The sequence below is a fragment of the Catellatospora aurea genome, from assembly GCF_042663325.1.
Lineage (GTDB): Bacteria > Actinomycetota > Actinomycetes > Mycobacteriales > Micromonosporaceae > Catellatospora > Catellatospora aurea.
Genome location: NZ_JBHTAC010000008.1, coordinates 192,571 through 213,905, shown reverse-complemented (window position 1 = coordinate 213,905; position 21,335 = coordinate 192,571). Strand labels below are relative to the sequence as shown.

The 21,335-nt window shown below is 69.2% G+C and carries 18 protein-coding genes and 2 tRNA genes; 6 read left to right on the top strand and 14 right to left on the bottom strand.

What is annotated here, in order from left to right:
* Nucleotides 1-372 precede the first annotated feature (372 nt).
* A complete protein-coding gene (locus ACFQO7_RS11035) occupies nt 373-1,215 on the top strand; it encodes a GNAT family N-acetyltransferase (RefSeq protein WP_376806250.1) in 843 nt (280 codons plus the stop codon).
* Here the strand turns inward: ACFQO7_RS11035 and ACFQO7_RS11030 are convergent.
* Both ACFQO7_RS11030 and ACFQO7_RS11025 read right to left on the bottom strand, forming a co-directional pair.
* A complete protein-coding gene (locus ACFQO7_RS11030) occupies nt 1,212-2,384 on the bottom strand; it encodes an MFS transporter (protein WP_376806249.1) in 1,173 nt (390 codons plus the stop codon). The genes ACFQO7_RS11035 and ACFQO7_RS11030 overlap by 4 nt on opposite strands.
* 56 nt (nt 2,385-2,440) lie before the next feature.
* The gene (locus tag ACFQO7_RS11025) at nt 2,441-3,289 is read right to left on the bottom strand and encodes a DMT family transporter (protein WP_376806248.1); all 849 of its coding nucleotides are present in this window, start codon (nt 3,287-3,289) and stop codon (nt 2,441-2,443) included.
* A gap of 41 nt (nt 3,290-3,330) precedes the next feature.
* Here ACFQO7_RS11025 and ACFQO7_RS11020 point away from each other — a divergent pair, with 41 nt between their 5' ends.
* Nucleotides 3,331-4,011 (top strand): helix-turn-helix domain-containing protein, encoded by a 681-nt coding sequence (locus tag ACFQO7_RS11020; protein ID WP_376806247.1) that lies wholly within the window; start codon nt 3,331-3,333, stop codon nt 4,009-4,011.
* Between the two features lie 53 nt (nt 4,012-4,064).
* Here the strand turns inward: ACFQO7_RS11020 and clpX are convergent, their stop codons facing one another.
* From clpX to tig, 4 genes are all read right to left on the bottom strand, one after another.
* Nucleotides 4,065-5,357, bottom strand: coding sequence for an ATP-dependent Clp protease ATP-binding subunit ClpX (gene clpX, locus ACFQO7_RS11015; protein WP_203699348.1), 1,293 nt, complete (start codon nt 5,355-5,357; stop codon nt 4,065-4,067).
* A 200-nt stretch (nt 5,358-5,557) separates the two neighbouring features.
* Complete coding sequence (locus ACFQO7_RS11010) at nt 5,558-6,211, bottom strand: ATP-dependent Clp protease proteolytic subunit (RefSeq protein ID WP_155369939.1); 654 nt, start codon at nt 6,209-6,211, stop codon at nt 5,558-5,560.
* Nucleotides 6,212-6,223: 12 nt separating this feature from the next.
* Nucleotides 6,224-6,835, bottom strand: a complete 612-nt coding sequence (locus ACFQO7_RS11005) for an ATP-dependent Clp protease proteolytic subunit (protein WP_203699347.1) — start codon at nt 6,833-6,835, stop codon at nt 6,224-6,226.
* A 157-nt stretch (nt 6,836-6,992) separates the two neighbouring features.
* Nucleotides 6,993-8,360: a trigger factor gene (gene tig, locus ACFQO7_RS11000; protein WP_376806246.1), complete on the bottom strand. Its 1,368-nt coding sequence runs from the start codon at nt 8,358-8,360 to the stop codon at nt 6,993-6,995.
* Between the two features lie 245 nt (nt 8,361-8,605).
* On the opposite strand from tig, the gene ACFQO7_RS10995 reads away from it, so the two are divergent.
* The 3 genes from ACFQO7_RS10995 to ACFQO7_RS10985 all read left to right on the top strand — a co-directional run bounded on the left by ACFQO7_RS10995 (nt 8,606) and on the right by ACFQO7_RS10985 (nt 9,419).
* Entirely contained in the window at nt 8,606-8,914 is a 309-nt protein-coding gene (locus ACFQO7_RS10995; protein ID WP_376806245.1) for a hypothetical protein, read from the top strand.
* Between the two features lie 289 nt (nt 8,915-9,203).
* Nucleotides 9,204-9,280, top strand: a tRNA-Pro gene (locus tag ACFQO7_RS10990).
* Between the two features lie 65 nt (nt 9,281-9,345).
* A tRNA-Gly gene (locus tag ACFQO7_RS10985) sits at nt 9,346-9,419 on the top strand.
* Between the two features lie 114 nt (nt 9,420-9,533).
* Here the strand turns inward: ACFQO7_RS10985 and ACFQO7_RS10980 are convergent.
* From ACFQO7_RS10980 to ACFQO7_RS10960, 5 genes are all read right to left on the bottom strand, one after another.
* On the bottom strand, nt 9,534-10,061 hold the full coding sequence (locus ACFQO7_RS10980) for an SUKH-4 family immunity protein (protein WP_376806244.1): 528 nt from the start codon (nt 10,059-10,061) through the stop codon (nt 9,534-9,536).
* Nucleotides 10,062-10,069: 8 nt separating this feature from the next.
* Nucleotides 10,070-16,288 carry a nucleic acid/nucleotide deaminase domain-containing protein gene (locus ACFQO7_RS10975; RefSeq protein WP_376806243.1) on the bottom strand — a complete coding sequence of 2,073 codons (6,219 nt, stop codon included), beginning with the start codon at nt 16,286-16,288 and terminating at the stop codon, nt 10,070-10,072.
* Between the two features lie 557 nt (nt 16,289-16,845).
* Nucleotides 16,846-17,268 (bottom strand): hypothetical protein, encoded by a 423-nt coding sequence (locus tag ACFQO7_RS10970; protein WP_376806242.1) that lies wholly within the window; start codon nt 17,266-17,268, stop codon nt 16,846-16,848.
* A gap of 108 nt (nt 17,269-17,376) precedes the next feature.
* A complete protein-coding gene (locus tag ACFQO7_RS10965) occupies nt 17,377-17,982 on the bottom strand; it encodes a hypothetical protein (protein ID WP_376806241.1) in 606 nt (201 codons plus the stop codon).
* A 212-nt stretch (nt 17,983-18,194) separates the two neighbouring features.
* Complete coding sequence (locus tag ACFQO7_RS10960; protein WP_376806240.1) at nt 18,195-18,770, bottom strand: hypothetical protein; 576 nt, start codon at nt 18,768-18,770, stop codon at nt 18,195-18,197.
* Between the two features lie 79 nt (nt 18,771-18,849).
* Between ACFQO7_RS10960 and ACFQO7_RS10955 the strand changes: the two genes are divergently transcribed.
* Nucleotides 18,850-19,080 carry a hypothetical protein gene (locus ACFQO7_RS10955; RefSeq protein WP_155389646.1) on the top strand — a complete coding sequence of 77 codons (231 nt, stop codon included), beginning with the start codon at nt 18,850-18,852 and terminating at the stop codon, nt 19,078-19,080.
* Nucleotides 19,081-19,116: 36 nt separating this feature from the next.
* Here ACFQO7_RS10955 and ACFQO7_RS10950 read toward each other — a convergent pair whose 3' ends face one another.
* From ACFQO7_RS10950 to ACFQO7_RS10940, 3 genes are all read right to left on the bottom strand, one after another.
* Nucleotides 19,117-19,587: a ribose-5-phosphate isomerase gene (locus ACFQO7_RS10950; protein WP_360540219.1), complete on the bottom strand. Its 471-nt coding sequence runs from the start codon at nt 19,585-19,587 to the stop codon at nt 19,117-19,119.
* A 281-nt stretch (nt 19,588-19,868) separates the two neighbouring features.
* On the bottom strand, nt 19,869-21,059 hold the full coding sequence (locus ACFQO7_RS10945) for a DUF1015 family protein (protein WP_376806239.1): 1,191 nt from the start codon (nt 21,057-21,059) through the stop codon (nt 19,869-19,871).
* 72 nt (nt 21,060-21,131) lie between these two features.
* Entirely contained in the window at nt 21,132-21,332 is a 201-nt protein-coding gene (locus tag ACFQO7_RS10940) for a hypothetical protein (protein ID WP_376806238.1), read from the bottom strand.
* Between the last annotated feature and the right edge of the window lie 3 nt (nt 21,333-21,335).

The window sequence follows — 21,335 nt, the reverse complement described above, 5'->3', positions numbered from 1 at the left end:
TTGGCACTTGGCTTAAATAGCACCCTGTTGAGTTCTCAAAGAACAAGCACACACCGAACACCGCCCAATCACTCGGGAAGCACTGCGGGGCTGTGTCGTTCACAGTACCGGACCGGTTTCGCGGCCCCCTAACCGGGGTCCGCCCCACTCCGGGCGGCCAAGCGATCCGGCCTCCACCCGAGCTCTTCAGCCCCGGTGTTTTTGTCCGTTCCTCGCTGGCACAGAGAACATTACGCGGCCCCCCGACCCGGATGCAAATCGGGGTCGGTTGTCGCCGGTCACATCGCTCCGTCCGCCCATCTTAGCTGGTCACACGGCCTCGATGTCGGGAAAGGAGTGTTCCCGAAGGCACCCTACAGGCAGAATCCAACCGTGAGAGTGACCGGGGACACAGCGCTGGCCGCGTTCGCCGCCGCGGTGATGCCCTGGCTGAGGACCGAGCCGGTCCGCAACAACCAGCTGCTGACGCTGCTGCAGTCGCGGATGGACGGCATCGTCCTGCCCGAATCGGACCTGCTCATGCTGCGGGTGCTCGGCGACGGCGACACCCTCGCCGGGGTCGCGGTGTGCCCGCCTCCCTTCGCCATGCTGTTGAGCGAACTGCCCGAGGGAGCGGAGTCCGTGCTGGCGGAGCACCTCGCCGAGCACGCACCGCAGGTGCGGCGGTTCACCGGGCTCCCGGACCAGGCGCAGCGGCTCGCGGTGGAACTGGCCGGACGCACCGGTGGCCGGGCCGCGCTGCTGGCGTCGTACCGCATGTTCGACGTCGAGCGGGTAGCCCCGCCGGCGGGTGTGGCCGGGCGGCCGCGGGAGGCGGCGGACGCCGACCGGGATCTGCTGGTGGCCTGGTCCGGGGCGTTCCAACGGGAGGCGCTGCCGGATCACCCACATTCGAACCCGGCCGCGCCGATCGACGGCCGACTCGCCCTGGGCGGGCTGCTCTGGGTGTGGGAGGCCGGCGGGGAGCCGGTCAGCATGGCCGCGATGACCGCGCCCGCGGCGGGGGTCGTACGCCTGAACCTGGTCTACACCCCGCCCCGCCGCCGCGGGAACGGCTACGCGGCTGCGCTCGTCGCCGCGGTGAGTGCGGCCGCGCTGACCGCAGGGCTGCGTCCGACGCTCTTCACGGACCTCGCCAACCCGACCAGCAACAAGATCTATCAGGCGATCGGGTACCGGCCGCTGCAGGACACCGCGATGTGGGAGGTCGCCTAGGCCGACACCGGGGCCGGTTCGCGGTGGGCGATCTCGGCCGCCCGCAGCCTGCCCGCGGCCAGCGCGACGATCGCGATCAGCCCGGTCACCAGCGCGAACGAGAACGGCAGCGAGGTGGCGTGCGCGATCCCGCCCATCAGCCCCGGCGCGGCCAGACCTGCGCCGTACGACACCGTCGCCACGCCCGCGATCGCGTGGGCGGGATGGTCCCCGGTGTGCCCCGCGGCGCTGAACGCGAGCGGGACCACCACGGCGCAGCCGAGACCGATCATGCCGAAGCCGAGCACCCCCACCAGCGGCGTCCAAGCGGTGACCACCAGCAGACCACCGCCGATGCCGACGATCCCGGCCACCCGCACCGTGCCGACGGCGCCGAAGCGCCGCACGACCGCGTCGCCCACGAGCCGACCACCGGCCATGGACAGCGCGAAGGCGCTGTACGCCACCGCGGCCTGCCCCTCCCCGGCGTCCAGGATCTGACGGAGGTACACGGCGCACCAGTCGGCGGTGGCCCCCTCGGCGAAGACGGCGCAGAACCCGACGAGTCCGATGATGAGCACCGGTCCGCGCGGCAGCGAGAACCGCGGCCCGTCGTCGGAGACCGGCACGGGCGCGTTCGGCAGCAGCCAGTGCCCGGCGGCGACGCCGACCACCGCGAGCAGCACGCCCATCACCCCGAGGTTCACCGGGGCGCTGACGCCCAGGTACGCGGCCCCCGCCCCGATGCCGGAACCGATCAGACCGCCGACCGACCACATGCCGTGCAGGCTGGACATGATCGAGCGGCCGAGCCGTCCTTCGACCTCGACGCCCTCGGCGTTCATGGCGATGTCGGAGGTGCCCGCGGCCGCACCGGCGAGCAGCAGCATGCCCATTAGTGCCCACTGACTGGGCGCGAGTGCGACCACGCCGATGGCGAGGCTCCACGCGGCGATGAGGACCCTGGTGGTGGTACGCCCACCCCAGCGCTGCACCAGCCGCCCGGCGAACGGCATCGTGCTGAGCGAGCCGACCGCGGGCATGATCAGCGCCAGGCCGAGCGCGCCCTCGTTGAGGTCCAGGTTCTCGGCGATCCACGGGATGCGCGACGCGAAGCTGCCGCTGACCGCGCCGTGCACCGCGAATACCGTCGCCACCGCCCAGCGGGCCCGCGTCACCACCGAAGTCACAGACGGACCTTACGTCCCGCCCTCCCCCGAAACCACCCTCGGCGTCACCGCACGGGTCAGAGGGAGGCGAGGACCAGGGCGGTGGCGGCCAGGCCGAGGCCGGCGAACTGGATCCGGCGCAGGCGTTCCTTGTTCACGGCCAGGGCGAGCAGGACCGTGCTCGCCGGGTACAGCGATGCGATCGGGGCGACGACGCTCAACTGTCCCTGGTGCGCCGCCAGCAGGTAGAGGCCGTTGGCCGCGATGTCGAGCGTGCCTGCCACCGCGGTCAGCGCGAGCACCCTTCCGCGCAGCAGCAGCGTGCCGCCCACCGGGCGGAGCAGCAGCAGGCCGACCGGGATGGAGGCGAGCCGGGCGGCGGCCAGCGGCCACATGCCGGCGCTCTCCCCGGCCTGGGCCAGCAGCAGGAAGAAGATCCCGAACATGGCCCCGGAGGCCAGCGCCAGCCCGATCACGCGCGGGCCGGTCGCGCTCGCGCCTTCCGCGGGGCCGAGGCTGACCAGCGCGATCGCCCCGATGGCGCAGATCGCCCCGATGAGCGAGGCGGCGGCGGGCCGCTCCCCGAGCAGCAGGCCGCCGATCAGCGGCACGAGCGCGGAGGTGACCGCGGTGACGGGGGCCACGACGGCCATCGCGCCGCTCGCCAGCCCTTGGTACAGCAGGACAATCCCGAAAAGTCCGGCAATCCCGGCCGTCATGCCCCATCCCAGTGCCGACACGCCGAGCCGACCCGGGACCAACAGGAGGAAAGCTGCGATCATCGGTATCGCGCACAACTGCGATACCACGGTCACCGAGTACGAACGGCCACGCACGCTCGCGGCACCCTGGACGGCCTTGCCGCCGCAGAAGTCGGCGGTGCCCCAGACCAGGGCGGACGTGCCCGCAAGCAGGATAGAGATCACGACGAGTTCGTATCACAGTATTGACCGCAAAGGACAGCGCGTTGACCGATACGACGATCGAACGGGCCCGATCCACCGCACGCGGCGACGGTTCGCACGCGCCCCGGCCCCGGCATCTGCCCCTTGACGAGATCAATGCCGCGGTGGCGCTGCACGTGCGCGCGCTGCGGGCCGGCCGCGGCTGGTCCCTGGACGAGCTCTCCGGCCGGTCCGGGGTCAGCAAGGGCATGCTCGTCCAGATCGAGGGCAGCCGCACCAATCCCAGCGTCGGCACCCTCGCCCGGATCGCGGACGCCTTCGGTGTCACCGTGGCCCGCCTGCTCCAGCCCGCCGCCGACCGCACCGTGCACCTCAGCGAGATGGACGACGCGCCCGTGCTGTGGCGAGGCGGGCGGGGCGGCACAGGACGGCTGCTGCGCGGCCTGAACGACCCGGACTTCGTGGAGCTGTGGGACTGGCGGTTCGCCCCGCAGGAGCGCTATGAGGCCGAGGAACTGCTGCCCGGCACCAGGTGCATGGTGCACGTGCTGGTGGGCCAGATCGCGGTCACCGTCGACGGGGTCGACCACCCGGTGCACGTCGGGCAGACCCTCGACTTCCGGGCCGACCGGGCCCACACCTACCGCAACGTGCTGGACTCCCCCGCCCGGCTGGTCATGATCGTGGCGATGCCGCCCGGCGACTTCGACCGCCGCCACGGCTCGCTGATCGCCCAGCGTTAGCCCGATACGGCAAAAGCGCCGCCCCCGATCCGGGGACGGCGCTTTTCGCGTCTTCAGGCGGTCTTCTCCTCGCGGTGGTGACGCGCCCGGCGACCGGTGCTGATGTCCCGACGCGGCACGATGGTCGGGTAGACCTTCTCCAGGACGGTGTCCCGGGTGATCAGCACCCGCTCGGCGTTCGGGTCGCTGGGCACCTCGTACATCACGGAGAGCAGGACCTCTTCCATGATGGCGCGCAGGCCGCGGGCGCCGGTGTTGCGCAGCATGGCCTGGTCGGCGATGGCCTCCAGGGCCTCGGAGTCGAAGTCGAGCACGACGTTGTCGAGCTCGAACAGACGCTGGTACTGCTTCACCAGGGCGTTGCGGGGCTCGGTCAGGATCTTGACGAGCGCTTCGCGGTCGAGGCTGCGCACCGTGGTGATGACGGGCAGGCGGCCGATGAACTCGGGGATGATGCCGAACTTCAGCATGTCCTCCGGCATGACCTTGGCCAGCACCTCGTCGTTGGTGCGGTCGGAGACCGCCCGCAGGTGCGCGCCGAAGCCCAGGCCCGAGCGCGCGGTGCGCTGCTCGATGATCTGCTCCAGGCCCGCGAACGCGCCACCGCAGATGAACAGGATGTTCGTGGTGTCGATCTCGACGAAGTCCTGGTGCGGGTGCTTGCGGCCGCCCTGCGGCGGCACGTTGGCCCGGGTGCCTTCCAGGATCTTCAGCAGCGCCTGCTGCACGCCCTCGCCGGAGACGTCACGGGTGATCGAGGGGCTGTCGGACTTGCGGGCGATCTTGTCGATCTCGTCGATGTAGACGATGCCGGTCTCGGCGCGCTTGATGTCCCAGTCGGCGGCCTGAATGAGCTTGAGAAGGATGTTCTCGACATCCTCACCCACGTAGCCGGCCTCGGTCAGCGCGGTCGCGTCGGCTATCGCGAACGGGACGTTGAGCATGCGGGCCAGGGTCTGCGCGAGGTGTGTCTTGCCGGTGCCGGTCGGGCCGATGAGCAGGATGTTGCTCTTCGCGACCTCGACCGCCTCACCGCCCCGGGTGTGCGCCGCCTCGGCCTGCAGCCGCTTGTAGTGGTTGTAGACCGCCACCGCGAGCGCCTTCTTGGCGCCGTCCTGCCCGACCACGTAAGAGTCGAGGAACTGGCAGATCTCCATCGGCTTGGGCAGCTCTTCCCAGCGGACCTGCTCCTCGCCGGCGAGCTCCTCTTCGATGATCTCGTTGCAGAGGTCGATGCACTCATCGCAGATGTAGACGCCCGGCCCGGCGATGAGCTTCTTCACCTGGCGTTGCGACTTACCGCAGAAAGAGCATTTCAGCAGGTCGCCGCCGTCGATCCGTGCCACCTACGACTCCCCCTGCCCCTGAAGCGGACGAACATCGTGCCGCACGAAGACGGCGCGACATCGGTTCTGCCTTGACGTTACCTGTTGTGAGCCGGTTTGCGGCGTCCCCACCCCGCCTACCGCTGAACCAGATTCTGACACGCCACTGTGACACCGGTGTGGTGCCGTCCACCTGTTGGGGTGGACGGCACCACGAGGAATCAGCGAGCGCCCGCCATCAGGCTCTTCTTGCGGCTGGTCATCACGGAGTCGACCAGGCCGTAGTCGAGCGCCTCGGCGGCCGTGAGGATCTTGTCGCGGTCGATGTCCTTCTTGACCTGCGCCAGGTCCTTGCCGGAGTGACGAGACAGCATCTCCTCGAGCTGGGTACGCATCCGCATGATCTCCCGGGCCTGGATCTCGATGTCCGAGCCCTGCCCGTAGCCGCCCTCGGTGGCCGGCTGGTGGATGATGATGCGCGAGTTCGGCAGCGCCAGGCGCTTGCCCGGCGTGCCCGCCGCCAGCAGCACCGCCGCGGCGCTGGCCGCCTGGCCCAGGCACACCGTCTGGATGTCCGGGCGCACGAACTGCATCGTGTCGTAGATCGCGGTCATCGCGGTGAACGAGCCGCCGGGCGAGTTGATGTACATGGTGATGTCACGGTCGGGATCGGCCGCCTCCAGCACCAGCAGCTGCGCCATCACGTCGTTCGCGGACGCGTCGTCGACCTGCACACCCAGGAAGATGATCCGGTCCTCGAACATCTTGTTGTACGGGTTGGTCTCCTTGGTCCCGTACGACGTGCGCTCGATGAACGAAGGGATGATGTAGCGGTTGCTGACTTCAGCGAAGCTCGGCTTCAGGTTTGGAAACATCGTTGAACTCCTTCAGTTCCCGACCGGCACGGCCTGCGCCGAAGTGATCACGTGGTCGATGAAGCCGTACTCCTTGGCCGCCTGCGCGTTGAACCAGCGGTCACGGTCGCTGTCGGCCTCGATCTGCTCCACCGGCTGGCCGGTGTGCTGGGCGATCAGGTCGATCATGAGCTTCTTGGTGTAGATCATCTGCTCGGCCTGGATGGCGATGTCGGCCGCGGTGCCGCCGATGCCACCGGAGGCCTGGTGCATCATGATCCGCGCGTGCGGCAGCGCCGAGCGCTTGCCCTTGGCGCCCGCGCACAGCAGCATCTGCCCCATCGAGGCCGCCATGCCGAGCGCGATCGTCGCCACATCGTTCTTGATGTACTGCATGGTGTCGTAGATCGCCATGCCGTCGTACACCGAGCCGCCGGGCGAGTTGATGTAGAGGTAGATGTCGCGGTCCGGGTCCTCCGCGGACAGCAGCAGCAGCTGCGCGCAGATCCGGTTGGCGACCTGGGTGTTCACGTCGCTGCCCAGGAAGACGATGCGCTCCTTGAGCAGGCGGTTGTACACAGAATCGTCGAGGCCGCCGGCGATCGGATCGGAACCCCGCGCAGATGGAACGTGCAGCTCGCTCATATCGGCAGCCTTTCTCGTTGTCCTACAGCGACCCTAACCGCTGCCACTGACCGCAGCTTCCCCGAGATCGGCGTGTTCGCTGTCAGCGCACCCGGCCCCGGCATGAACGCAGAAGGACCCGCCCACGGTGGTGAACGGGTCCCTCTCGATCTTCACATCAGTGGTTGTGGCCCTCGTGGTCACCGTGGTCGTGACCCTCGTGGCCGTTGTCCTCGCGCAGCGAGTCCAGGCTCAGCACCTCGCCGGCGGTGTCGGTCATCACGACCCGCTCCATGACCAGCGCCAGCGCCTTGCCCCGGCGCACGTCGCCGTAGACGGCGGCCGCGGCGCCCTGCTGGACCAGGCGGTCGTAGTACACCTGCGGAGCGACACCGGCGCGCTGGGCGCGGTGCACGATCTCGTGGCCGTACTCGTCGTCGCTGACCTCGACGTTCTCCGCCTCGGCGATCGTGTCCAGCACCAGCTGGATCTTCACGCCCTCGGCGGCCGCGTCGGCGAGCTCGGCGTCGATCTGCTCCTCGGTCTTCTCCTCGGCGGCGAGGTACTCCTCCAGGCTCGCGCCCATGCGCTCGAGCTGCTCGACCATGGCGGCCTTGCGCTGCTCGACCTCGTCGGAGACGACGCCCTCGGGGGCCGGCACGTTGGCCTGCTTGACCAGCTCGGCGAGAGCCTTGTCACGGGCCGCGTACAGCTGCTCGACCTTCTTGACCCGGGTGATCCGCTCGCGCAGGTCGCCGCGCAGCTCCTCCAGGGTGTCGAACTCGCTGGCCAGGCCGGCGAACTCGTCGTCGAGCTCGGGGAGCTCCTTCTCCTTGACCGTGCGCACGGTCACCTTCACGTCGGCGTCGCGGCCGGCGAACTCGCCGCCCACGAGCTGGCTGGTGAAGGTCGCCTCCTCGCCGGCGGCCAGGCCGACGACGGCCTCGTCCAGGCCCTTGAGGAGCTGGCCGGAGCCGACCTCGTGGGAGATGTTGTTGGCGGTGCCGCCCTCGACCTCGGCGCCGTCGACCGTGGCGATCAGGTCGAGCTGCACGTAGTCACCGGTGGCGGCGGCGCGCTCGACCGTCTTCAGGGTCGCGAAGCGCTGGCGCAGGCCGTCGACCTGCTCGTCGATCTCGGCGTCGGCGATCGCCAGCGGCTCGACCTCGACCTTGATGGCGCTCAGCTCGGGCATGGTCAGCTCGGGGCGCACGTCGACGTCCGCGGTGAACTTCAGCGGCTGGCCGTCGGAGAACTCGAGGTTGTCCACGGCGGGGCGGCCCAGCAGCTTGACCTCGTGCTCACGCACGGCGGCGAAGATCTGCTGCGGGATGGCCTCCTCGATCGCCTCCTGCAGCACGGCGCCGCGGCCCACGCGCTGGTCGATGACCTGAGCCGGGATCTTGCCCTTGCGGAAGCCGGGGATGTTCACCTGCGCCGCGATCTCCCGGTACGCCTTCTTCAGGCTCGGCTCGAGCTCTGCGAACGGCACCTCGATGGCGAGCCGCACTCGCGTCGGGCTCAGAGTCTCGACGGTGCTCTTCACTGGCGTACTCCTTGGGATCTTTCGGTCGTTTTGACGGGCCTTCGCACTGTACTGCTCGGCCACGCCGCGTCATGAGGCCGGTCCGACACGCGGACACGAAGCCCGGTCGAGTGTAGGCGAATACCTGGTTGGCCCCTGGCATCGGGCCGCGGTTCTCGGCGGATGTCACACATCTCGGGCGCGGCACCACCATAATATCCAGCAAAGCAGACAAACTGGGCGGGTTGTCCGGGGAGGGGTCCGCCGTGCCACCGATCGATGCGTCAATCCTGCTCGCCACCGTGCTCGCCGACGTCGGCGGGCCGCTGCTGAGCCTCACGCCCGCCGCCGACCTGCCGCCGCACTCGCTCGCGGCCCCGCTCGTCACCCTGTCGGCCGGCCCCGCCGACGGCAAGGAGACGGCGCTGCTCGGCGCGGTGTTCTTCGCGCTGCTCACCATCGCGCTGACGGTGTGGCTGCACAAGAAGATCAGGCCGGAGCGGCTCACCCCGGCCAACGCGCACCTGGCCCACCAGGACCGGCCCACGCAGCCCGGTGGAGCCCCATCCGCCTGATCGAACAAAGCCCCACCGGGGGTCCGGGCCACACCGCCGCGCCGTGCACCGGCCCCGCCGAAGGCGCCGGTCCAGGAGTGTCAACGGCTCGGACGAACGAACCCCGGTGCACTCCCGGACCGGCCGGCGAGGGCGAATCGTCTCCCCGTCCCTGGCTCCACCGTAGATCGGCACAGGGGTCGGCAGGGGGCAAATGCCGAAAATGATTCACAACAGGACACGGTTATATGGGTGTGCGAGCAGGTGCGAAGACCGCATACACTTCCGGGGGCGCCGGTCACCGGCGCAACGGGGTGTAGCGCAGCTTGGTAGCGCACTCGCTTTGGGAGCGAGGGGCCGTCGGTTCGAATCCGGCCACCCCGACCAGCCACGGTCCGGCACGTCGACCTCGCCGACGGACCGTGCTGACGGGCCGCTAGACTAGGGGCCGCGCGGGCGTAGCTCAATGGTAGAGCTTCAGTCTTCCAAACTGACTACGCGAGTTCGATTCTCGTCGCCCGCTCCATAGAGATAGCAGCTCAAACAGTGGTTCAAGAAGGGCCTCCACCGAGAATCGTCTCGGTGGAGGCCCTTCTTGAACCACGCTGATCGCGCTCGCAGGCGTGGTGCTCACCGGGCGCTAAACCATGTCCATCTCCTCGACAGTGCCCGTCCACCAGGCGTCCGGGGCGAGCGCGGCCTCGTCGACCAGACGCAGGTGCGCCCGCACCGTCTCGGCCTCGGCGAGCAGCACCGGCCGCCCCGGATCACTCGCGACGAGCCTCGCGTAGCGCTCCATCGCGCAGAGGAACTCCAGGAACGCGGTCACGTCGCGATTGACGTAGTAGCCGCTGTCGAGGTCCTCTTGACCGTTCACGAACGGGTTGACCACCGCACCGGTGTCCAGGTCGACGCAGATGTCGCACTGCTCGTATGCGCCCACGCCGAAGCGCGCGAACCGCGAGCCGCTCGACGACGTCAGCATCTCTAGCTCACGGGCGACGAAGATCGCCCCCGACCCGACCTCCCGGGGCATCCCGATCCGAAGGACAGCCTCGTCTCCTGGTGACATGCCGAGTTCCGACAGAGCCGGCGGAGAGAAGTGCAGCAACTCGTAGTCGGCCCACAAGGAGCGCACTCTCTCCGCCAACTCGTTCGGTGTGGTCATCCCGTTTATCATCCGTACTTCTGCGCTAGGTATTTAGCCTTCTCAGCCTTGCCGCGGAGCCGCGAAGCCTGGTCATCGTACTCCCAAGCCCAGGTGACTTTCGCCTCAGTGAAAGTGTCGTTCACAAACCTGTTGCATCCCGCCTTGACCGTGGGAGTGGAGCACGGCTGGAATTCGGTGTAGATCCGTGTCACCTGGTTCGGTTTGACTCCCTGCTTCTCGAGTTGCGCCCAGATCAGGCGCTCGGCGTGAATGGGCCAGTCGCTGAACATCATCGTGGTCCGCTTCTTGCCCTTCGCATCGATGTACTCGAAGACCGCCCCGTTCTTGCCCGACATCGGGTCGGCGAGCTTCCCGCGGCCGCCCTGCACCATGCGGGCGAGGTCGCTACCGTCGGGGGCGATCTTGCCGATCAGCTTCTTTTCCTTGGCCAACCGTGCGAGCCGCTGGAACCACCGCACGAGCACACCGGGAACGACGAGGCCGACACCCGACATGGCGATGTTGGTGTCTGCCTGGATCGCCTCCTCCACCTCCGCCGCGGCCTTCTCGTTGCCTTCGGAGCGGTAGAGCGCGGCATCCGCGTTCATCGCGAGCGAGTCGACCACGGGGACACCGCTGTACACGGTGAGCCAGGTGTGACCCATGTCGTCGTGGCCGGTCTCGCGTTTGTTGCGGAAGTTGATGCACTCGGCGGTACCGCAGGTCAGGTCGAGATACGGGCTCTTGTCGTCGATCTCGCCGAGGCGCCGGAAGAAGTTGGCCACCGGGTCCCACCAGTCGTTGCCGGTGGGATCGCTGAAGGTGACCGGGCTGTTGTTCCCGTAGACGTAGCCATGCAGCGTCTGCGGGTGGTACGGATCCATCAGCAGGTCGATCGAGACGAACCTGCCGGTCGAGGGATCGTACTCACGGGCGCCCAGATGCACGAGCCCGGTGGGGTCTTCCGTGCCCCCCACAAAGCCCTTCGTGTCCGGCCAGGCGGACGGCGGGGTACCGCGCGTGCCACCGTAGGGCGTGGTGCGTCGCCAGGTGATCGCACCCGTGACCGCATTGATGGTGCACGAGGCAGTCCCGTGGTGATCGGCAGCCGTGAAGTGCACCCCGGTGCTGTTCCGGACCGCGACGATCTGCCCGCCGAACCCGTAGTAGCGGGTGCCGGTGACGGTGCTGCCACTTGCCGCGAGATCCATTCCCGGCAGGAACAGCGTCGTGCTACCACCCGCGTCCTTACGGGCGATGCGGTTGCCGTCAGCGTCGTAGATGTACGTGGTGGGTTGGCCGCCGGCAGGCGCGCTCGTCGCCAGGTGCCCCTCGGCATCCCAGGTCAGGTTCTGCGAACCCGTGCCGGTGGCGCAGTTGTTCGAGGCGGCCGCAGCGGGGCGGCAGACCGTGTTGCCCGACGAGTCGTACTCGTAGGCGTAGGTCTTGGCGCCACCGGGCCCCGCCTCGCTGACCGAACGCAGCAGATGCGGCCCAGGCTCACCCGCGTCGGCATAGTGGTAATCGCGTTCGGTGTCGGTGCCGCCGGACAGCGCATGGACGGTCTCGGTCTCACGGTTGCCGACCGCGTCGAACGTCCACGACTGGCGGTAGGGAGCCGGCCCGCCGACCCCGGTCTCATCCACCCCGTCGGCACACGCCTTGGTAGTGCTGGCATGGCTCCACGCCTCGGTCAGCCGGCGCAGATGGTCATGTTCGAAACACTGGACGTCGGTCCCGCCCGGCGTGGTCGCCCCGTCGGCGATCGAGAGCACGTTGCCGGCCGCGTCGTAGTGGTACCGAGCGTCCATGTCGATGGTCGCCACGCCCTGCCGGTCGACCCTGGACCGCACCAGGCGCCCCGTGCCCCGCTCATACTCGTACGTCAGCCAGGCCTTCTTGTTCGCCCCGCCGGTGAACAGCTCAGCCTGGCGCAACTCGCCGAGGTCACCGTGCAGGGTCGAGGTGACGTAGCTGCTCGTTCCGGAGAGGCCGGTCGCCCGCTGGAGGCCGTCGTAGCTGGTGACGACCGCCTCGGCGAGCAGGCCACCGGCGGCCGGGAATCCGGTCGACTGCACGGTGCCGTCGGTGTTGTAGGCGGTGGTGAACTGGTAACTCTTGCCGAGCGCGGTTCCCACGCCGGCGGCCGGGAAGCTGTAATTGACCTTCAGAGGCCGGTACAACTTGTCGCGCATCGCATAGACGGTGTAGTAGCTCTGCCCGTCCACCAGGCGCTGGCTGTAATGCAACTGGCCCTTGTTGCCGGCGAGGCTGTCGTAGACCCACGCGGCCAGCTTGGTGCCGGAGCCGATCTGGCCCTGCCACATCTCGGTCTTGCGGTTGAGCTCGTCGTACTTGTAGGAGAGCGTGTTGCCACGTTCGTCGGTGGCGGAGCCCACATTTCCGATCGCGTCGTAGGTGTAGTGCGTCTCCCCGCTGTCCGGGTCCTCGATCCACTCCTTGAGGCCGCGCTGGTTGTAGTGGTAGGTCCACTTGTTGCCGGACGGATCGGTGACCGTCTCCAACTGGCCGCTCGGCGTGTAGGTGTAGTGCGTGACGTCGGCCGGACCGGAAGGGCTGTCGCCGTGGTACTGACGCAGTTCGGTGACCTGGCCCCGGGCACCGCTGACCGTAGTGGTGGCGATCCCGCCCGCGGGCGGATCCACATGGACGCGGTCGCCTTCATACGTCGTCGAGGTGGACCACCGTGCGTCACCCGCGACGGAGAACGTCTCGACGATCTGCCGACCGGCTTGGTCATAGGTGAAGGTGGTCTGGCCGTTGACCGAGCCTTCCGCAGTCACGATCGGGATGTCCCCTGGCGTACCGGTGGCGAGGTAGCCCTTGTTCGTCTTGTACGCCTGACCGACGCCGTTGTAGAAGGTGTCGGCCAGCAGCCACCCGCCCGACCCTGGAGCCTGCGTCTGACGGGGCCGCAGCATGCCGTCGAAGAGCTCGTAGGTGGGGCGGTAGGAGCCGTCGTTCCTGAGCGTCTCAGTCTTGATCACGCTCGGCTTGTCGTTGCGCACGGTATAGGTGAACCTCATGCTCGGCGCAGCGCCCTGCGCCTTGCTCCGGTCCGCACGCCAGACCTCGGCCAACCGCCCCAACGCGTCATAAGCGAGATCGCTGCGGTTGAGGTTCACGTCCTCGATCACCGTCGGCACCCCGTACGCGGGATCCTGGGTGGTCGTGGTGACATGGCTGAAAGGCGCCGGGCTGGTGACGGTGGTCTGGGTCGTGAGGCCGTCGGTCTCGACGAACGCCGTGGTGGTCGCGTGTCCACCCGCATCCTTCACCGTCGTTGCGCGGCCGTAGCCGTCCTGCGTGGTCGTCTCCGAGGTGACCAGGTAGCGCGTGTCGGTGCCGTCGTACCGGTCAAGGGACTCGCTGCGGGTGCGGATGCCCTTCACGGGGGGTTCCCCGTACGCCTTCAGGTCGAAGCTGGTACGCGCGTCCGCTACGAGCTGCGTGTTCAGGTCAGGCGTGAGCCCACACCCGACCGAAACGGTCCGGGTTCGTGACACATACATGTACATGTAGGTGTCCGGGTTGTCCGCGTACCACGTCTGCACGCACTTGTCGTCCCCCGACGTCGCCACGTCGCCCAGGTCCTCCACCTGAAGCGCGCGCCCCCAGGCGGTGTCGAAACTGGTGACTGTCTTGACCTCGCGCCAGACGTCGTTGCCCTGCGCGTCATCCGGCATGGAGATCAGATTGCGCACCACGTCGACGCGGACATACGCCGACTGCCGGCTTCCCCAGTCCTCGGTCTGCGTCCGGGTGATGTGTCGCCACGGCTGGTTGATCGTCTTCTTGATGACGTCGGACCCGTTGTAGACGATCGTCTCAAGCTCGTGGCCGGACCACTGGTCATGATCGGTGTAGCTCGCACCGGTCGAGTCCGTGCGGTTGACCGCCGGAGTGCTGCCGTTGGCCTGCTTGCCGCCCGAGAGTCCGCGCAGGAAGAAGTGGTCGGTCCGGCCGGGCATGCTCTGCCCGTTGCCGGAACGCACGGTAACCTGCTTGTAGCCGCGCCAGTCGGACCAGGTGAGATCCTCAGCCTTGCCGATGCCGTCCGGCTCGTCCTTGCGCCAGCCCGCGTCGCCGACATACTCGTACGCGGCGACCATGTCGTCGTTTCCACCGACGAGGTCATCCTCGACCACACTCGCCACGACGTACTTGTGGAACCAGTCGGTGACCTCGTCCTCGTCGTCGCCGCCGAGAGGATTCCAGATCACCGGGAAGCAGCGCCTGTCGGAGTTGCCGGGAGTGGGCAGGTTGTCCTTGCTGCAGTCGGCGGGCGCGTAGTTGACCGAGATCTGCGCACCGCTGTCGGTCTTGACGGTGGCCAGCCGATAGCGGATCAGCGGCCCGAGGTTGTCGCCGGTCTTGACGATGCGGTTGGGCAGTTGGATGCCCTCCAGCTCGGTGGCCGGCAGCGTGATGTCCGGATCGCCCCAGTGGCCGGTGTTAGTGATCTTCTTCAGCCACAGCGTGCGCGAATTGTCATCGTTGACCTTGAACTCGTGCTCCAGTGCCCACGACTCGACCGGCGACCAGCCTGCGCCCTGCCGGATCTGCGTCTCGATCTTCGTGAGCCGCTTGCGGGTGAAGAACGTCGCCGCCGACTGCGTCCACTCGCAGTGGGTGTTCGCCGCGCAGATCAGGTCCTCTGGCACGTCCGGCCAAGAAGCGGCCGTGTCCTCGTCCAAGTCGCCGGGATCGCAGTCGACACTGCCGCCCGGGATGCACCGCTCGGCGGTGTGGAAGACCACCCGGGCCGGCGCGCTGGTGCTGTAGACCTGCTGGTCGCGTTGCCCGTAGTCGATGCGGGCGAGCCAGCCGCCCCGGTGGTACGCCGTCCCGTCGACGTCCGTCTTCCCACTGCGCGCGTAGTGGTTGGTCTCCGCGTCGTAGAAGTAGGAGACCACGTTGCCGCGCGGGTCGACCACGTAATCAAGGTTCCAGCGCCATGCCTGGTTGCACCACGAGTCAGCGAAGCCGCCGCTGTCGTGGCACGGCTCGCCGGAGTCGTCGCCGAACACCGGCACCGTCCATACCGACTCGGTCACCTCTTTGCCGGTGCTCCAGCCCGGCAGCCGGTTCTTGCCGAAGTAGTACTGCGTGCCGTCGGTGGTGGTGACCCGCCAGTGCTCCCCGTCGTTGTCACCGTTGCTCGCGCCGGTCAGCCGCTCGATCTTGGAACCGTCGTCGTCCGACAGTCGCCACAGGTTGTCGGTGACCTTCACCAGCGTGCCGGAACGGCCCGACAGCATCATGGTCCCGTTCTGGAACGCCCAGCACTTCTCAGCCGAGTCCTCGTGCCCGTCATCGTCGCAGGACTTGTACTGGCGCTCGATGTAGCCGGGCTCGTAGGAGAAGCCCTCACCGAGCCACGACCCCTGGTTGTTCGTGGCGGTGGTGCGCCCGTCGACGGTCTGCGAGGAGTACGACAGCGCGATACTCGGGCCGAGCCCGCCCGGAGTTCCGGGGGTGCGGATCGGATAGGTCCACGTGAACGCGCCCGAGGACAGCGACGTCGACCAGGACGACGACGGGGCGAGTTTGGTGGCCTTGAAATCTCCCTGCACCGACGCCTCGCCGGCCATCATGGTGAACGCCATCGCACCGGACTCGGCCGCTGCGGCGTCGACCTCGGCCGACAGGGTCTGCGCACCGCTGTCGTTGATCGTGACCAGCGGTCGCCCGGTGCGACACTCCGGCTTGTCCGGTGCCGTCAGGGCACAGGCAGGCAGAGCCACCATCCGGAGCCGCGCACCCCAGTCACCGCCGCGGGCATGCGCGAACCGGCCGTAGCCGATCCGGACATTCACCTTCCGCGCGTTCGGCTCGCCATCCGTGCGGTACACCTTGAAGACCGGGGCATCCACGGCGAGAGCCTGCGACACCGCCTGCTGGAGCACCTTGACGCGCACTTTCCGCGGGGCGTCGGCGGCATGCCCCTCTGCGCCCCGCGCGATGTCGAACGGCAGGCCGCCGACTTCCTGCAGGGAGGTGTCCACCGACATCGCGTCCACGTCGGCCGCGCCTCCGGCAGGCCACACGACGGAGTCCGGCTTACGCATGGTCTTGTCGGCCGACGGATCACGCTTCGGGATCTCCGCGGCCCTTCCCGCGCCCTTGGCGGGCCCGGCCTGCCTCTCCACGGCAGGCGCACCGTGATCCTGCCCGGCCTGGGCCGGCACGTAGGCCAACGTCACCATCAACAGGGCCGACACGGCCACCGCCACGGGACGTACGGCCCGATGCGGGGCCGATCGGGAACGCTCACCGGTACCACTCATCATCAACACCACCAGGTCGAGCTGACACGAATGCCGCTAAGACGGACATGCCTCCCAGCCCCCCTAGCGCAGGTGCCAGGGGCCGAGGCATCGACAATGCTTGGTGGTGGAGGCTAGACCATGGTGATGCGGCCCGCTGTCCCGTCAACAAGGCGCCACTCGACGCAGCAGCCACGCGCTCGCGACCACCCCGATGAGAGACACCCGTTCATTAGCTGATCGCACCCCGGTGCGCAGGTGTGTCACCCGCCACACCTCCGCACAAAAAACCAGAGGTATGGCCTAACTCACAGCGCGGGAATCACGCTGCGGGTGGAGGCAGCCGACACCACGAAACGGGTCACCTGTCGCGAGGTGGCGCTGTATGTGCGAACCCAGGACAAGCGGATGCAGGCGACGACCTTCTCCACAAGCCTTCACCCGTTCGGGGACGCCGACCGGTTCCCGGCCGCGTCCATGTCGGACCTGGTGGACCGGCCGGTCCGGATCGGTCAGCAACCCGGCGGGCTCGCGTCGGGCGTCGGGCGGGAGGCGTACACGATGTCGCCGTGACCGGCCCAGATCACCACGCCCGCGCGGTGCGCCCGGGCCCGCTCGGCGGCGGCGAGCAGGTTGCCGACCCGGAACCGGAGGTAGTCCTCCGACCGCCCCGCAGCGGCCGCCACGTCGGCCAGGTGCTTTCCGATCAGCTCGCAGTCGGCGACCAGCTCGTCGAGCCGCCCGAAGTCGACCCACACGTCCCCCTGGGCCAGCCCGACCACCACCGTCGCGCCCAGAGCGCGCACCGCGGGCGAGCCCCAGAGGGTGTGCCGGGTGTCGTCGTGCCCGACGAGGTCGGATTCCTCCGGCGGGGTGGTCAGGATGACGAGGTTGCCGGAATCGTTGCGCAGATAGACGTCGACCGAGATGCTCACCAGCGCAGCAGACCACACCCGTGGCCTGCGCTCCAATCACGACTCACGCCATAGAGCGACGTCCGTACGGGCCGCCGCATCTGTCCGGACGGTCCATTCCGGAGGCGGTCAGGCGTTGCAGAGACGGCGGTGGGCGTTCTCGTCGGCGGCGGCGCCGCAGCGGTAGGGCGAGCCGAGGATCCGGCGCAGGTGCTCGGTGAGCGGGATCAGTTCGATGACCCCGGGGGCGAACACCCGGACCCGGTATCCGTCGCCGACTCGGGGCAGGCCTTCGAGGCTGTCCGGCACGACCGTCGCGCCGTCGTCGCCGGTGTAGCGGAAGCCCGTGTAGACCAGGTGGGGAGCCCCGGGGCTCAGGTCCACCTTGAGCGTCGCGGTGGCCGTGCAGCGGACGGGGACGTCGATGCCCCGGCACGGGCCGAGGTCTATGCGCTCGGTGGCCTTGCCGTCGGGCTCGATGGTCAGCTCCGCGCCGTGCACCCGCCAGGTGCCGACATACGGCGCGAGCCCGGGGATGACGGCTGCGGGCGTCGAGGCGGGCGTGCCGCTCGGCGTCACCGGCGCGGCGAGCTGCGGCCCTGCCACGACGACGGCGCCGGAGCCGGTGGGACGCACACCCGCGGTCGGATCGGCGAGCAGCCCGCGGCCGAGCGCCACACCGCCGCCGAGCAGCAGCACGCCGAGCGCCGCGGCCAGCGGATACCGCAGTCCCACCCCGCCCTCCCCACGATCGGACGAACTCCCTCGGGTCAATCCACCCTAGTTCCGACCGATTCATGGCATCCGACAAACGCGAAGATCGCCGTTTCCGGTCCGGATCCACGCTCGAAGCGCAGATCCCGACCCGAACCGGCGATCTTCATCCGGCGGCCGCCCGTGCGGGCGGTCTCAGCCGGGGACGTGTCGCGAGGTGGGACGAGGTTCGGTCAGCGGACGCCGCGCAGGAAGTTCCAGGCGTCGATGACCCATTCGATGGTTCGCAGGTACTGCACGCCAGCGACGACCAGGAAGAGTCCGGTCACGGCGTGCGACAGCCAGGCGCTGCGCCGGGTCCGCCCCATGAGCTTCTCCAGCACCACGCCGCCGACGAGCCGGGACAGCGCGAACAGGCCGACCGCCACCACGAACACCAGGAACAGGGCCAGGGTGGCCGAGGCGTGGTCGCTGTCGCCGCCCGCCGAGGCGGCCCACAGCCCCCAGGAGACCAGCAGGAAGATCGCGCCGGCGACGCTCCACCGGCCGCCCGCCTTCAGCTGTCGCATGCGTACGCCGAACGGCACGTCCGGGCGCTTGAGGTGGCCGGACGTGACGATCTGGCCCGGCGCGAGCGTCGGCTCGAAGGAGACCGTCTGCTCCACCTGGCGCTGGGCGGGCACCGCTGCCACACCCGTCTTGAAGTCCTTCTGGCCCGGACCGGGCTGCTGGGTCTGCAACGCCTCGGTCGGGATCTCCTGCGTGCGGTCGAAGCGCAGTTCCTGCGTCGGATCGGTCCCCTCAGTCACGCCCGACATGCTAGCCGCCTGACACGACACCGCCAGCCGAGTATCGCCGCCGCCCGAGTTCACCCGATAGCCTGACGGGATGCAGGAATACGAGCGCCGGAGGCACCGTGGCCGCTCCGACGACGATGACGACCACGACCTCGAACGAGGGCTACGCGGCCTGATCGGCCCCGGAGCGTCGCAGATCAGCCTGTCCGCGGCGTTGCGGGCGCGCGACGCCGCCCGGCCCACGGCGGAGGACCTGGCCCGCGCCGAGGCCGAGCTGGAGATCGTCCGCCGTGGTTGGGTGCCGCGGGATCCGCTGCGCTGAGGCCGCCGGAATCGCCCCGAAACAGTCGGGAACCCGTCAGTTGGGCAGCGGGGGCAGCTCGCCGGTCTTCTCGTACACGGCGACCTCCTCGATGCGCCGGGCGTGCCGCTCGGCCTGCGAGAACGGGGTGCTGAGGAACGCCTCCACGATCGCGGTGGCCTCCTCCAGCGAGTGCTGGCGCGCGCCGATGCCGACGACGTTGGCGTCGTTGTGCTGGCGGGACAGGGTGGCCGTGTCGATGTTCCAGGCCAGCGCGGCGCGTACGCCTGCGATCTTGTTGGCGGCGATCTGCTCGCCGTTGCCGGAACCGCCGATCACCACGCCGAGGCTGCCCGGGTCGGTGACCACGCGGTGCCCGGCGTGCAGGCAGAACGAGGGGTAGTCGTCCTCGGCGTCGTAGGCGTGCGCGCCGACGTCGACCACGTCGTATCCCTTGGCCTGCAGCTCGGTGACCAGGTGGGCCTTCAGTTCGAAACCGGCGTGGTCCGCCGCGAGGTAAACGCGCATGGTCAAAGTCTGCCAGCCGGACCCGGCGGCCGCGCAGCGGACCCGCTCACCGCCGAGCGGGGCCCAGACCTCACCAAGGTCCTTCGACTTGCCAGGCAGGTGGGCGAATGCGGCTTCACGATACGCACCGGTGCCCGGCAAGTCCGACGACCATGGCGCGGGCGCGCCCGCAATCCGGCGCCGACCCGTTTCGGGCGACGGCTGTGCTGCTCGGCGCAGTCGTCGCGTTAAGAAGGGCACCTTCTACGTCGCGGAGCGATGTGAAGGTGCCCTTCCTTTCGTCAGAGCTGGGCTACGACGAGGCCGGCGCGGGCCTTGGGGGTGAACCAGGTGCTCTTGCGGGGCATCTTCTGGCGGGCCAGGTTGACCTCGACGAAGTCGTCGACGGTGACCGGGGCGATGAGCACGGCGAGGGCGGCGCGGCCCGCGTCGACCTCCCCGGTCAGCCAGGACGCCGGGTAGTCGCCGCCGACGTAGGTGATGCGCTTGTCGCCGGGCTCCAGGTCGAGGGCCTCGCCGAACAGGACCCGCTCGACCAGGGCGTGGTCGATGTTGTCGACGACGGAGCCGGCGGGGTCGCGGGGCAGGGTGACCGCGTAGGAGCGGCCGGCCGCGTAGAGGTGGATCAGGCCGCCGGTGGCGGGCACGTCCGGGGTGCCCTCGGCGACCTGCGCGCCCGCCTTCTCCAGGCGGGTCAGCAGCTCCTCGACGGTGACGTCGAGCTTGTGCACCAGGCGGTTGTAGGGCTGGATCGCGACCGAGGCGGGCGTGGTCACCACGGCCAGGAAGCGCGCGAAGCCGCCGGTCTGCGCGGCCAGGCTGCGGTGGTTGCCGTCGGCGACGACCAGGTCGCCGCCGCCCGCCAAAGCGACCAGCGCGTCCGCCTGCGGGCCGGCGGGCAGCGGCCAGATCGCGTGGGTACGCCCCGACGGGTCCACGTCGGTCGCGGCCGGCTCGCCCGCTCCGGCGACCGCATCGGCCAGCGCCGCGTGCAGCTCGTCTCCCCGGCCGGTCTGCAGCAGCAGCACCGGCGACAGCAGGTGGCCCAGCGCCTGGGCCAGCGCCACCCGCTCGCGCACCTTCTCCAGGAAGACGTCCTCGTTGCGGATCACCAGGCCGGGCTCGTCGGCGCTGGTGGAGATCTGGTCGGTGTCGACCATGCACCAGAGGCCGTACCCGGCCGAGCCGTCGGGGGCGGTGATCGCGTAGAGCACCACCACGTCGTGCGCTGCGCGGTACGCCCCGGCGTCCTTGGCCTCGGCCAGCCGCGCCACCGCGTCGGGCAGCGCGTCCGCGAAGGACTTGCCCAGGCTGTCCGGGGCCCGGTGCGGCATCTCGACGGCGAGCGCGCTACGCGGGTTGGCGGTGATGATCTCGGTGATCTCGGCGTCGTCGGCGAACTCGTCGTAGTTCTGCGCGCCGGTGGCTCCCGTGGTGAGCCAGGCCGTGTGGATCGGGTGTACGACTGTCACGGCTGCTCACGCTACCGGCGTCCACCCGCTGGGACGGCGTGGCCCCACGGGACCACGCCGTGGCGAAACGGGTCAGCGGCCGACCATGAACCCGGCGGGCGAGGCCCCGACCAGGACCGGCTCGGCGAGGAAGGCGGCGATCTCGGCGGGCAGGTTCGGCTGCCAGGTCGCCCACCTGCTCTCCTCGACCGTGAAGCACGAGGTGCCCAGGCTGTCCGTGACAGCCTGGGCGGGTGCGTCCAGGCGCCAGGGGTCCGCGGCGACGTCCGCCATGTC

Coding starts and splice junctions, on each gene's coding strand:
- ACFQO7_RS10950 (WP_360540219.1), bottom strand. CDS start 19,587: ATGCGCGTTTACCTCGCGGCGGACCACGCCGGTTTCGAACTGAAGGCC.
- ACFQO7_RS10980 (WP_376806244.1), bottom strand. CDS start 10,061: ATGACCACACCGAACGAGTTGGCGGAGAGAGTGCGCTCCTTGTGGGCC.
- ACFQO7_RS10955 (WP_155389646.1), top strand. CDS start 18,850: ATGCAGGAATACGAGCGCCGGAGGCACCGTGGCCGCTCCGACGACGAT.
- ACFQO7_RS10940 (WP_376806238.1), bottom strand. CDS start 21,332: ATGGCGGACGTCGCCGCGGACCCCTGGCGCCTGGACGCACCCGCCCAG.
- ACFQO7_RS11010 (WP_155369939.1), bottom strand. CDS start 6,211: ATGTTTCCAAACCTGAAGCCGAGCTTCGCTGAAGTCAGCAACCGCTAC.
- ACFQO7_RS11005 (WP_203699347.1), bottom strand. CDS start 6,835: ATGAGCGAGCTGCACGTTCCATCTGCGCGGGGTTCCGATCCGATCGCC.